The organism is Francisella sp. LA112445 (assembly GCF_012224145.1).
Lineage (GTDB): Bacteria > Pseudomonadota > Gammaproteobacteria > Francisellales > Francisellaceae > Francisella.
In genome coordinates, this window is record NZ_CP041030.1 from 2,057,501 (window position 1) to 2,070,565 (window position 13,065).

Consider the following 13,065-nt stretch of genomic DNA (forward strand, 5'->3'; position numbering starts at 1 on the left):
CGACAGCCGTGCAGCACCTGTCACTGCGTTCCCGAAGGCACCAATCTATCTCTAGAAAGTTCGCAGGATGTCAAGACCAGGTAAGGTTCTTCGCGTTGCATCGAATTAAACCACATGCTCCACCGCTTGTGCGGGTCCCCGTCAATTCCTTTGAGTTTTAGCCTTGCGGCCGTAGTCCCCAGGCGGAGTACTTAACGCGTTAGCTGCGCCACTAGATCCTTTACACCGAATCCAACAGCTAGTACTCATCGTTTACAGCGTGGACTACCAGGGTATCTAATCCTGTTTGATCCCCACGCTTTCGTCCCTCAGTGTCAGTATTGGTCCAGAATGTTGCCTTCGCCATTGGTGTTCCTTCTGATCTCTACGCATTTCACCGCTACACCAGAAATTCCCCATTCCTCTACCATACTCTAGTTTGCCAGTATCAAATGCAGTTCCAAGGTTGAGCCCTGGGCTTTCACATCTGACTTAACAAACCACCTACAGACCCTTTACGCCCAGTAATTCCGATTAACGCTCGGACCCCCCGTATTACCGCGGCTGCTGGCACGGAGTTAGCCGGTCCTTATTCTTTGGGTAACGTCCTTCTCATAAGCTATTAACCTATAAGCTTTCCTCCCCAACTAAAGTGCTTTACAACCCTAGAGCCTTCTTCACACACATGGCATTGCTGGATCAGGGTTTCCCCCATTGTCCAATATTCCCCACTGCTGCCTCCCGTAGGAGTTTGGGCCGTGTCTCAGTCCCAATGTGGCTGATCATCCTCTCAAATCAGCTATAGATCGTAGCCTTGGTAGGCCCTTACCCCACCAACAAGCTAATCTAACGCAGGCTCATCCATCTGCGGCAGCACAAAGGCCACCTTTAATCCGCAGATATTATGCGGTATTAACAGTCGTTTCCAACTGGTATCCCCCACAGATGGGCAGATTCCTACGCGTTACTCACCCGTCCGCCACTCGTCAGCAAGAAGCAAGCTTCTCCTGTTACCGTTCGACTTGCATGTGTTAAGCATGCCACCAGCGTTCAATCTGAGCCAGGATCAAACTCTTCAGTTTAATTCTCAAATTCTGACTCTAACTACTGATACTCAAATTCTTTAACAAAGTGTTTGTATATAATATATCTATTAAATATCTCAAAAGCCTTAGCTTCCTACCGTTGACATCACTCGTCAGCCGGTGAAGACATATAATACGCATCCTCTAACAAAAACGCAAGTACTTTTTTGAAAAAAATTAAACTTTTTAAACTTTTTATTTATTACACTCAAAATACTCAAAAAAAACACCCTAAAAACACCCCTATCAAGTACTTAATCACCAAAAATACCCCCTTTTTGCAGCAAATATGCAAAATAATAATAAATACAAAAAAACTATTAAATGAAATTATTTATAAACTATATAAAGCTATTTAATAAAAAGTATTAAATATAAAAGTGAAAAATAGAATGATCTACTATAAAAGATGAAATATTAAATATTATTTGCAAAATTATCTGTTGCTCTTACTAAAGCATCAATAATCCCAGGTTCAGTTGCAGAGTGTCCAGCATCACGAATGATTTCTAATTCCGCTTCTGGCCAAACCTTATGTAAATCCCAAGCACTAGCTGTAGGACAAACCATATCGTAACGACCTTGTACAATAACACCTGGAATATTTCTTATCTTATGAGCATTTTTAAGCAGCTGTGCTTCCTCTAAAAACAACTGGTTTATAAAGAAATGATTTTCTATTCGTGCAAATGCTAAACTAAAATCTTCTCCTGCAAATCTCTCAATTGATTCATCATCAATATAAAGCTTACTTGTTGAACCCTCCCAAATACTCCAAGCTTTAGCTGCTTTTTTCTTAAGCTCTTCATTATCGCCAGTTAGTAATTTATGGTATGCAGCCAAAAAGTCACCTCTTAACTCCTGAGGTATTGGAGCTATATAATGCTCCCACATATCTGGAAATACTTCACTTGCTCCATGCTGGTATAACCATGCAATTTCTTTACGTCTACCTAAGAATATTCCTCTAAGCACTAATTCTGTAACAACTTCTGGATAAGCTTGTGCATATGCTAGACCTAGTGTACTACCCCAAGAGCCTCCAAAAATCATCCATTTGTCTATTTTTATTTTTTTTCGGATAGTCTCAAAATCATTAATTAAGTCTGAGGTAGTATTTTCTCTAAGCTCTGCAAATGGTGTACTTTTACCACACCCTCTTTGATCAACTAATATAATGCGATATTTCTCTGGGTTAAAATATTGTCTAGCACCAGGACTAATACCTCCTCCAGGACCTCCATGTATAAATACAACAGGCTTACCTGTAGGGTTACCACATTCTTCAAAATATATAGTATGAATTTCTGAAACTTTTAAGAACTCTTCATTGTACGGTTCAATATCTGGGTATAAAGGCATAACAAACCCTCGTTTGACTATCTGTTAGCTAAATTATTGAACAAAAGAAATAACTACTCAACTTAATTTATAGTACTTATTGAAATATTTGTTTGGTTTTCCTGCAGTTGTATTAAAAACTCATCGGTTATAATACTTGTTTAATGGAAGTTTTTACTATTTATTTAAACTTCCATACTGAAATATTATATATTAGTAATCCGATGCATATATATGCTTATAGAGATACCACTAAGTAATTGACTAATTTTTAAACCCTGTATATTATGATTTATGAAATTATTAAAAACTTATAAGAGGTTTAAACCATGAAAATGAAAAAAACATTAACAGCTGCATTATTAGCAGTATCAGCACTTTCACTAAATAGTTGTTGGCTTATTGTCGGGGCTGCAGCTGGTGCTGGAACTATTGCTTATGTTCAAGGTAAATACTCAATGAACATGGATGGTAATATAAAAGATATCTATAATGCCGCACTAGAGGCTGTGCAAAACAATAACGACTATGTTATTACTAAGAAGGATATAACGCCTACACAAGCAACAATAGAGGGTAACACAAAAGTTGATTCTACAGACTTCTCTATAGAAATTGAGAAACTTACTAGCAATGCATCAAAAGTTAGCATTAAGTTTGGTACTTTTGGAGATAAGACAGCATCAGCAACATTAATGGATCAAATCCAAAAGAATGCAAAATAAGATAGAGGATAAAAAATGAATTTCCTAAAAAAACTTTTTTTTGTATCATTAATTTCTTGCTCTCTAATAGCTTTGAATAGCTGTATCCTTGCTGCTGTAGCTGTTGGTGGTGGAACAGTTGCATATATTGATGGGAACTACTCTATGAACATCCAAGGAAACTATAAGGATGTTTATACAGCGGCTCTTAAAGCAGTCAATGAAAATAATGATTTTGTTTTAGTTTCTAAAACTATAGATAATGTAAATAATAATGCCGATATTGAAGGTGCTACAAAGATAGATAGTACAAGCTTCTCTATAGAAATAGAGAAACTCACAAATAATGCGTCAAAAGTTACTATAAAATTTGGTACTTTTGGTGATCAACAAATGTCATCTAGTTTAATGGATCAAATCCAAGCCAACGTACATCAAAAATCTTAAACTAGCTTATGTATAAAAAGCTTCGCTTACTAATATTATCTATTTTTGTTATTCTTTGTCTTAACAGCTGTGTTCTTACAGCTATACTAATTGGTACCGCAGTTGTTGCTGGTGGAACAGTCTACTATATGAATGGAAACTATATAGTTGAGATACCTAGAGACCTAAGGACAGTATATAATGCGACAATTAAAGCAATACAAAGCAATAGTAAGTATTCTCTTAAGAAAAACTCATATGCAGACAAATCTGCCAAGGTTGAAGCTTTCGACTTTAAAACAGGTAGCAATATCTCTATAGATTTAACGAGTATCAAAAATCGCACAACTGAAATAAAAATTAGATACGGTGCGTTGGGGGATGAAAAAAAGTCTGCAAATCTAGTAAATGAAATAACTAAAAATCTGAACTAATATGCATTAGTTTTACTTTTTACTAAAGATCCTCTTTCTAATTAGTTTTAAAGATGTATAATTTGTCGCAATAGTCAAGCCAAATTTAATATCCCAATGAGTAACAAAGTATTAGATAGATATTATACCAACAACAGGCATATCTGGGTACTAGTATTATGCGGTGCTCTTATTGGAATCTTTATTGGGCTAATAGCAACTTCTTTCCAACTACTACTAGATCTTATATTTAAATATAAGAAAATACTCTTTTCTCTTTGTGGTAGTCACAATATCGTATTACAAATATTAATATCTATAGCTATTACAATTGTTATGACAATAATATCTATCCTTATTGTCAAAAAGTTTGCTAAAGAAGCTGGCGGAAGTGGTATACAAGAGGTTGAAGGAACTCTCAAGGGCTGTAGAAAACTACGAAAGCGTGTTGTCCCTGTGAAATTTGTTAGTGGTCTTTTCTCTTTAGGCTCAGGTCTAAGTTTAGGAAAAGAAGGTCCTTCAATTCATATGGCTGCTGCAATTGCTCAGATTTTTGTTGATAAGTTTAAACTAACTAAAAAATATGCAAATGCTGTAATATCTGCTGGTGCTGGTGCTGGTCTAGCTGCAGCATTTAACACCCCTCTTTCAGGAATAGTTTTTGTGATAGAAGAAATGAATAGAAAGTTTAGATTTAGTGTCTCTGCTATTAAGTGTGTTATCGTAGCATGTATTATGAGTACAGTTATCTCAAGAGCTATAATGGGTAACCCACCTGCTATCCGAGTTGAAACTTTTAGCTCTGTACCACAAAACACTCTTTGGCTTTTTGTTGTTTTAGGTATCGTATTTGGATACTTTGGATTATTCTTTAATAAGTCTCTAATCAAAGTGGCAAACTTTTTTTCCAATGGATCAAAAAGAAGATACTGGTGTCTAGTTATAGCTGTTTGTATAATCTTTGGTACTGGTGTTGTTCTTGCCCCTAATGCAGTTGGTGGTGGATATGTTGTTATTGCAAACGCCCTTGATTATAACCTTTCCATAAAAATGCTACTTGTTATGTTTGCTCTACGTTTTGCAGGTGTGATTTTCTCTTATGGAACAGGTGTAACTGGTGGTATATTTGCTCCGATGATTGCTTTAGGTACTATTTTTGGTCTTGCATACGGCCTTGCAGTTAACCAACTCTTCCCATACTATAATGTTGAAGCAGGTGTTTTCGCTGTTGCAGGTATGAGTGCACTATTTACAGCTACTGTTGGAGCACCTTTGACTGGAATCACTTTGGTGATTGAGATGACTTGGAACTACCAACTACTATTACCTCTTATGATAACTTGCCTTAGTGCTTCTATGCTGACATATATCCACCATCAAAAACCAATATATGATACGCTATTAAGACGAACTATTTCAAATGAAAGAAAGCAGCAGGAAAAGTTAAAGAATGAGCGAAATCAAAAAACAACTTCAGATACTTCAGAACAAACTATCACAAAAGAAGAAATATAATCACGCGATATCTCTAATGCATTGGGACTTAGAAACAGAAGCCCCAAAAAACTCAGTAAAAACAACCTCAGAAGTTCTTGGTTTTTTCAGTGAAAAAGTCTATGAAACCATCAATAATGATGAAATAAATAATTGCTTAGATTTTCTAAATAAAAACTACTCGGAACTTAATGAAACTAGTAAAAGAATAGTATATCTAACAACTAAAGAAAAAGATAAACTTAGTAAAATACCTAAAGATGAATACGTTGAATATAACAAGATCTTATCACAAGCACAAAATATTTGGGTAGAAGCCCGTGCAACTAACAACTTCGAAATCTTTGCTCCATTTCTAGAAAAAATAGTAAACTATCAGAAAAAATATATTCAACGCATAGGATATTCAGAACATCCTTACGATGTACTATTAGATGAGTATGAAGAAGGAATGACAGTTGCTAAATTAGAGCCATTTTTTAATAGCCTTAAAGAGAAGATAGTTCCTTTATTAGAGAGGATCAAATCTGCTAAACAAGTAGATACAATATGTATTGATCAAAATTATGATATTGATAAACAGAAAAAATATTCTCATAAAATTGCAAAACAACTAGGTTTTAACTTTGAGAGTGGTATTTTAAAAGAAAGTGCTCATCCATTTACACTAAATTTCAACAAGCATGACGTTAGAATGACAACCCGCTATATAGAAGATCTTTTCACATCATCTTTATTTAGTACGATCCATGAAACAGGTCATGCAATGTATGAGCAAAATATTGGTGATGACATTTATGATAGTATCCTTGGCACAGGAGTAAGCCTTGGTGTGCATGAGTCACAATCACGCTTCTATGAAAATCTAGTTGGTAAGAACAAATCATTTTGGAAAGCCAATTATCAAGATCTTCAACAAACATTCCCTGAAAACCTCAGTAAAGTCGATATCGATAGTTTTTACAAAGCAATAAACAAGGTCTGCCCAAGTCTAATTCGTGTAGAAGCAGATGAGCTAACTTACTCCTTACATATACTTGTACGCTTTGAGATAGAGAAAGAAATATTTGGGAAGAATATTCAGATTAAAGATCTACCAAAGCTCTGGAATGATAAATATCAAAAATACCTAGGTATTCACTCAGATGATTATACTAATGGTATTTTACAAGATGTTCATTGGGCAGCTGGATTATTTGGTTACTTCCCTACTTATGCATTAGGTAGTGCCTATGCTTCTCAAATATTCCATTATATGAATAAAGAGTTTGATGTTAACCAAGCAATACAGCAAAATAAATTAGATATTATTCTTAGATTCCTCAATGAAAACATTCATAAATTTGGTAGCCTAAAACCAGCAAATAGTGTCATACATAATATGTGTGGAGAATACCTAAATGCAAAATACTATATTGACTATCTTGAGAATAAATTCTCTGATATCTACAAACTTAAATAATATTTAATCTTACCCCACTATCTACTATAGCCTTTGAGCAAAATATTAGAGATAATATAACTAATGAAATTAGTTAGTTATATTTGATAATGTCAAAATTAAATGCTTATTTTGGTGAGTTTGGTGGTCAATTTGTACCTCAATTACTCGTGCCAGCTCTTGAACAGCTTGAACAAGAATTTATAAAAGCACAAAATGATGAGAGCTTTAAAAAAGAATTTAAAGAGCTTTTACAGGAGTACGCAGGCCGTCCAACAGCCCTAACTCTTACAAAAAACTTAGTTAAAGGCACTAAAACTAAATTATACCTTAAAAGAGAAGACTTACTTCATGGTGGAGCACATAAAACCAATCAGGTTCTAGGTCAGGCTCTCCTTGCAAAGAGAATGGGCAAGAAAGAGATTATTGCTGAGACTGGTGCTGGTCAACATGGAGTAGCTACTGCATTAGCATGCGCTCTACTAGATCTAAAATGCAAAGTTTACATGGGTGCAAAAGATGTTGAACGCCAAAGCCCAAATGTCTTCAGAATGAGGCTAATGGGCGCTGAAGTAATACCTGTTCACAGTGGCTCTGCAACACTTAAAGATGCTTGTAATGAAGCTCTAAGAGACTGGTCAGAAAGCTATAGTCGTGCACACTATTTACTTGGTACTGCTGCAGGACCTCACCCTTTTCCTACGATCGTTAGAGAATTCCAAAGAGTAATTGGTGAAGAAACTAAACAGCAAATATTAGCTAAAGAAGGTAAGCTTCCTGATGCAGTAATAGCCTGTGTAGGTGGTGGCTCAAATGCTATTGGCATGTTTGCTGATTTTATTGACGAAAGTAATGTACAACTAATTGGTGTAGAGCCAGCTGGTAAGGGTATAGACTCTGGACAACATGGAGCCCCATTAAAGCATGGTAAAACAGGTATCTTCTTTGGCATGAAAGCTCCGTTAATGCAGGATAGTAATGGTCAAATAGAAGAGTCTTATTCAATATCTGCAGGACTAGATTTTCCCTCTGTTGGACCTCAGCACGCATATTTACAATCAATCGGACGAGCAGAATATGTCTCAGCTACAGATGATGAGGCTTTAGATGCATTTAAACTTCTATGTCGCAAAGAGGGAATTATCCCAGCATTAGAGTCCTCTCATGCTCTTGCATATGCACTAAAACTTGCTTTTGAGAATTCTGATAAAGAACAAATACTCGTTGTAAATCTCTCTGGACGTGGAGATAAAGATATCTTTACTGTTCATGATATTTTAAAACAAAAGGGAGAGGTGCAATAATGAGTAGATATTCGAATTTATTTGAAAAATTAAAATCAAAAAACGAAGGGGCTTTTATTCCATTTGTAACTGTTGGGGATCCAAATAAAGAGCTATCCTTTGAAATCATAGATACTTTAGTACAATCAGGTGCTGATGCTCTAGAGTTAGGAATACCATTTTCTGACCCTTTAGCAGATGGTCCAACAATACAAGAAGCAAATATTAGAGCACTAAATAGTGGTATTACTCCTGATGATTGTTTTGAAATTTTAGCTAAGATTAGAAGTAAATATCCAGATATCCCAATAGGATTACTTTTATATGCAAATCTTGTTTATGCAAATGGTATAGAGAATTTCTATAAAAAATGTCTAAATGCTGGTGTCGACTCTATACTTATAGCTGATGTACCTGCTCATGAATCTAAAGAGTTTCGTGATATCGCTGAGAAGGTTGGTATATCACAAATATTTATTGCTCCTCCAGATGCTGATGAAAACCTATTAAGACAAATATCTAAACTTGGCAGTGGCTATACTTACCTGCTTTCAAGAGTTGGTGTTACTGGAGCTGAAACTGCAGCAAATATGCCTGTTGAAAAAGTACTAGAAAAACTCAGAGAATTCAATGCTCCCGAACCAATACTCGGTTTTGGAATCTCGACTCCTGAGCAAGTAGCAAAAGCAATCAAAGCTGGTGCTTCTGGAGCAATCTCAGGCTCAGCAACAGTTAAAATAATTCAAAACAATCTATCAGATAAAAATGAAATGCTTAAAGAACTTAGCTTCTTTGTTAAGGGTATGAAAGCAAAAACTATAAAATAAACATGAGAAAATTTACACTTCTAACCTTCGCATTTTGTATATTTATATATAGTAATCTAAATGCTCAAAGCCTTCATAAAGTTAATTATAAAGTAATTAAAACTATCCATGATGACAAAAACTTTAATTATGTAGCTATCTCTAGAATATATAAAAAATACCCTAATACGATGTTCCTAACAATGCGTGGTGGTGGTGTTACATCACTTGATATTAGCACGCCTTCTGAACCTAAGATTTTAGACCATTGGCAACCTAAACAAAAAGTAATAAGTGATGTTGAAGGTCAAGATCTCATCAACGATACTCTAGTAGTTGCAGGTAGAAATGGTTTTTTATATTTATTAAATGTTTCAAATCCTAAAAATATTAAACTTATAAAAAGCTATAAAGTGCCTGGCTTTAATGGGGAGTTTTCTTTACTCCATGATAAGATCTATGAGCAGAATAAAAAGATATATGTTGCTGCATCATCAGCGCTTACTAATAAGCTAGTAATAATAGAAATAACAAACAATAATCCAAAATTAATAAACTCTATAAAAACTGTCAAAGGTATAGAAGGTATATATATTAAAAAATATAATGATCACGTATATGCTATAGTTGGTGGTTTTTTCAGTAACTCGGTTGAAGTTCTTGATATCACAAACCCTAAAGATATTAAACATACAAAAACCATTATAGAACCTTATTATTTACAAATGTGTCCTAGCACAGCTAAGAATTCTGATGTTTTATACATGGCTCTTTGGGGAGGTAAATGTGGTGGACTAGCAAGCTTTAATATAAAAGATCCTGCTAATATTAAAGAGCTAAGTCATACATGCACTCAACAATCAGCGAAAGCTAATCGTGTTAGAATAGAAAACAATTATGCATTTCTTCCTCTAGAACAAGAAGACACAGGAGCTTTTAGCATAGTCGACATATCTAACCCGCATAAGTTAAAACAAGTTGCTGTAATAAGAAATATCCCTAATATAAAGAAATCATACACTCTAAGTGTAAAAGATGATTATGTTTATATCTTTGGTTCTAAAGATAACAACCTAACTATCCTTAAGCTAAAAGATTAAATCTTGATTATCTTTGGGGCTGTCCTAGATAACTAAGTTATGTTAGGATGGTTTTGATGAGGAAAAGTAGATTAAGTACATACAAGCAAGACAAATTAATAGAGTTATTTATAGCAGGAAGTACAGCACGAACTGCATCAGAATTAGTATCAGTAAATAAAACCACAGCCAGCTATTATTTTCATAGATTAAGATTATTAATTTATGAAAATAGTGAGCATTTAGAAATGTTTACAGGAGAGATTGAAGTAGATGAAAGCTATTTTGGAGGAACTCGTAAAGGGAAACGAGGTAGAGGAGCTGGTGGTAAAGTTCCTGTATTTGGCTTACTTAAACGTAATGGTAAGGTATATACAGTAATCATTCCAAATGCTAAGAGTGATACTCTATTACCAATAATTAGAGAAAAAGTTAAACCTGATTGTATCGTTTACACTGATACTTTTAGGAGTTATAATGCCTTAGATGTTTCAGAGTTTAAACATTATAGAATTAACCATAGTAAGCTGTTTGCAAAGAAGCATAATCATATAAACGGTATAGAAAACTTCTGGAATCAAGCTAAGAGACATTTGAGAAAATTTAATGGTATTCCTAGAGACCATTTTTACTTGTTTTTGAAGGAATGTGAGTGGAGATTTAATCACAGTGATTCTAAGGAACAGCTAAAGCTAATTAAACACTGGGTTAGAGAGAGTTTAAAGTAAACTTATCTAGGACAGCCCCTTATCTTTTTCTGAGTATTGTAAATTTTTCGCCAACTAATATACCCATAAACAGCATTTATAAGAGCTACAAGCTTGGTAATAATAACAGGAATAATTGCTATTGTAATTACTGAATCTAATATCCCATCAACCCATATAGATATAGTCAAGACATCAACTGTTAACCATAGTATCCAAAACTCTTTATAAAGTAAAACTGTAAGTATAAAAGCAACTATTGAAGTAACCTCAACTATAGCATCTGCAACTAATCCAACATTTTGACCAAAATATAGATGTAAAACAAAATAGCCATATAGAGTCGATACTACAGCTATAAATACTAAAATACTTATAAACTGAACTTTCGTTAGTGTTTTGATTTTAATTTGTTTTTCTTTAGTTGTATTTTTAGGTCTAGTCCAATTATACCAACCATAAAACTGCACTGGACACAAAAATAATATTGCTAAAAGTAACTGACCCCATATCTGATTCTGATATGAAATAGCCGCATACATCACAGCAGCAATAAGGCCTAAAATATAATTAAAAACTTTCCCTTTAGCTGCCAAGATCAAATTAGTAATACTGATAATGGAGAATATTAAGATAAAAGAGCTACTACCACTTAGAAAAGCGACAACTACTGTCAATATAATACAACAAACTAACCAAGCAACTTCTTTTTTGCTCCATCCTGTCAAGGTGTTTTCTAGTATTGTCATATATAAAATATCTCAAAGTATTTAGAAGTAGTTATTTTAAGGGTATTCACAACCAGCAACAAGGAATATTTAACTAAAAATTAGTTATGTTTAACTTGCTTGCAATATATTTAGCCAAAACTTTATGGGCATAACTAGTAGGATGTATTTGACCAGCAAAAAGATACTTATCATATTTACCACTATTGTAGTCTTTAGGAATACACGTTAAAGCATTCGGTCCACTAAAATCACAGGCAGAGTGCCTCACATCCGAAAACTTATACTCTACCCCACTTACTTTTACTTTTTTATTCCTAATGATAGTGCTAAAAAACTTCTGAGAATCAATAATATTTACACCTAACGGTAAAATACCACTTTTAAGTTCATTATTAAAAGCTGTTGATAAAGAGTTAAATAGTGCTATTTTAAAACTATGTAAATCTTTGCCATTATTAGTCGCCATCGGAGTTATCCCTAAATCCGGTAAATTGATAACATATATGTTTTCTGGTTCTGCTCCATACTTAATTAGATAATACACATCATATGCAATATCCTTTGCAGCACTATCCATACCTTTTAATTCTTTAGTTAGTGAGACATCTCCTGTAATGTAATATTTTATGAGTAAATATAATTTTGCTAATGTTGATTGATTATTTGCAAAATCTTGAAGCTGTAAGAAAGCATTGTTAGCACCACCCCAAATAATATAGATAGTGTTAGAATCTGCTTTGTTATCATGTTGCTTCAGATAACTATCAATCTGATTATATTTTTCAATTGTATTATCGCTATCACTACAGTTCAGACCATCTCTTAAAGGTCCTATAGGTGGCGGTATATAATCACCTTTTTTACCAATACCTTTACAAATAGTTGTCGCCCCACCTGCAGCATAATCATTACCTTTTAAACTTGGTTTTACTGCCCTATTTATATTTTGAGGTAAAGTAAATATATTATTTGGTATTGATATATCTTTATTACTCTCACTTAAGTATTGAGGCCACACTGTATAATGGATATCTGGACTAGAGTATGTCGCTTGCTTAAGCATTTTTGAATTTGTTGGTATGGTTGGCCAATCACTATCAATATTATGAAAGTTATTTGCATAGCCAGTATCGCTTAGACTATCACCAAAAATAACTATATTCAGAGACCTATCTGCAAAAGCACTATAACTAAACACAATAAAAATAAAAGATGCTAAAATAATACTCTTGAACATAAAATCAAACCAAAATCATAAAATTAAAATAATAATACTTTAAGTAATTCTTTAAAAGCTATTTTAATGACGAGCTTTTCTTAGAAGCTCTTGATAATTCTCTAAATTATTTTTGCGTGACATATAAATTAGCGACACAACACTTAGTAAAATAGCCAAAAAAACAAAGTCAAAATTTAAAATACAGAATATCAAAGATAAAATTGAGGAACAAAATCCTAGAAAACTTTTATTGATACTTCTACCAAATAAAAAAGGAATTACAGAAAAACAAATAGCAATAACATCTATTAAGAAATAAAACATCCTACAGATAAATTCTCTTTAAAAATTGTCCAA

General features: G+C 33.9%; 13 protein-coding genes and 1 rRNA gene (1 of these 14 running past the window's edge). 9 read left to right on the forward strand and 5 right to left on the reverse strand.

The genetic code is table 11. The features are described from left to right. Together FIP56_RS09900 and pip are read right to left on the reverse strand one after the other, a co-directional pair. Nucleotides 1-1,061 (reverse strand): 16S ribosomal RNA (locus tag FIP56_RS09900); it reaches 473 nt to the left of the window's first position. Between the two features lie 420 nt (nt 1,062-1,481). Next, nucleotides 1,482-2,426, reverse strand: coding sequence for a prolyl aminopeptidase (pip, locus tag FIP56_RS09905; RefSeq protein WP_192578739.1), 945 nt, complete (start codon nt 2,424-2,426; stop codon nt 1,482-1,484). Between the two features lie 308 nt (nt 2,427-2,734). Here pip and FIP56_RS09910 point away from each other — a divergent pair, with 308 nt between their 5' ends. From FIP56_RS09910 to FIP56_RS09950, 9 genes are all read left to right on the forward strand, one after another. Further along, on the forward strand, nt 2,735-3,130 hold the full coding sequence (locus FIP56_RS09910) for a DUF3568 domain-containing protein (RefSeq protein ID WP_192578740.1): 396 nt from the start codon (nt 2,735-2,737) through the stop codon (nt 3,128-3,130). Between the two features lie 15 nt (nt 3,131-3,145). Beyond that, nucleotides 3,146-3,556 (forward strand): DUF3568 domain-containing protein, encoded by a 411-nt coding sequence (locus tag FIP56_RS09915; protein WP_192578741.1) that lies wholly within the window; start codon nt 3,146-3,148, stop codon nt 3,554-3,556. An 8-nt stretch (nt 3,557-3,564) separates the two neighbouring features. Continuing rightward, complete coding sequence (locus FIP56_RS09920; RefSeq protein WP_192578742.1) at nt 3,565-3,969, forward strand: DUF3568 family protein; 405 nt, start codon at nt 3,565-3,567, stop codon at nt 3,967-3,969. Nucleotides 3,970-4,065: 96 nt separating this feature from the next. Further along, complete coding sequence (clcA, locus tag FIP56_RS09925; RefSeq protein ID WP_192578743.1) at nt 4,066-5,463, forward strand: H(+)/Cl(-) exchange transporter ClcA; 1,398 nt, start codon at nt 4,066-4,068, stop codon at nt 5,461-5,463. After that, nucleotides 5,399-6,904 (forward strand): carboxypeptidase M32, encoded by a 1,506-nt coding sequence (locus FIP56_RS09930; protein WP_192578744.1) that lies wholly within the window; start codon nt 5,399-5,401, stop codon nt 6,902-6,904. The genes clcA and FIP56_RS09930 overlap by 65 nt, the downstream gene beginning before the upstream one ends. 89 nt (nt 6,905-6,993) lie before the next feature. Beyond that, a complete protein-coding gene (gene trpB, locus FIP56_RS09935) occupies nt 6,994-8,187 on the forward strand; it encodes a tryptophan synthase subunit beta (RefSeq protein ID WP_192578745.1) in 1,194 nt (397 codons plus the stop codon). Continuing rightward, a complete protein-coding gene (trpA, locus tag FIP56_RS09940) occupies nt 8,184-8,993 on the forward strand; it encodes a tryptophan synthase subunit alpha (protein ID WP_209451880.1) in 810 nt (269 codons plus the stop codon). The genes trpB and trpA overlap by 4 nt, the downstream gene beginning before the upstream one ends. 2 nt (nt 8,994-8,995) lie before the next feature. Then, nucleotides 8,996-10,072 carry a hypothetical protein gene (locus FIP56_RS09945; protein WP_192578747.1) on the forward strand — a complete coding sequence of 359 codons (1,077 nt, stop codon included), beginning with the start codon at nt 8,996-8,998 and terminating at the stop codon, nt 10,070-10,072. 56 nt (nt 10,073-10,128) lie between these two features. Continuing rightward, nucleotides 10,129-10,779 (forward strand): IS1595 family transposase, encoded by a 651-nt coding sequence (locus FIP56_RS09950; protein WP_192576968.1) that lies wholly within the window; start codon nt 10,129-10,131, stop codon nt 10,777-10,779. A 2-nt stretch (nt 10,780-10,781) separates the two neighbouring features. Here FIP56_RS09950 and pnuC read toward each other — a convergent pair whose 3' ends face one another. The 3 genes from pnuC to FIP56_RS09965 form a co-directional block, all read right to left on the reverse strand. Next, entirely contained in the window at nt 10,782-11,507 is a 726-nt protein-coding gene (gene pnuC / locus FIP56_RS09955) for a nicotinamide riboside transporter PnuC (protein ID WP_192578748.1), read from the reverse strand. A gap of 73 nt (nt 11,508-11,580) precedes the next feature. Next, complete coding sequence (locus tag FIP56_RS09960) at nt 11,581-12,726, reverse strand: SGNH/GDSL hydrolase family protein (protein ID WP_192578749.1); 1,146 nt, start codon at nt 12,724-12,726, stop codon at nt 11,581-11,583. 63 nt (nt 12,727-12,789) lie between these two features. Next, nucleotides 12,790-13,032, reverse strand: a complete 243-nt coding sequence (locus FIP56_RS09965) for a hypothetical protein (RefSeq protein ID WP_192578750.1) — start codon at nt 13,030-13,032, stop codon at nt 12,790-12,792. Nucleotides 13,033-13,065 lie beyond the last annotated feature (33 nt).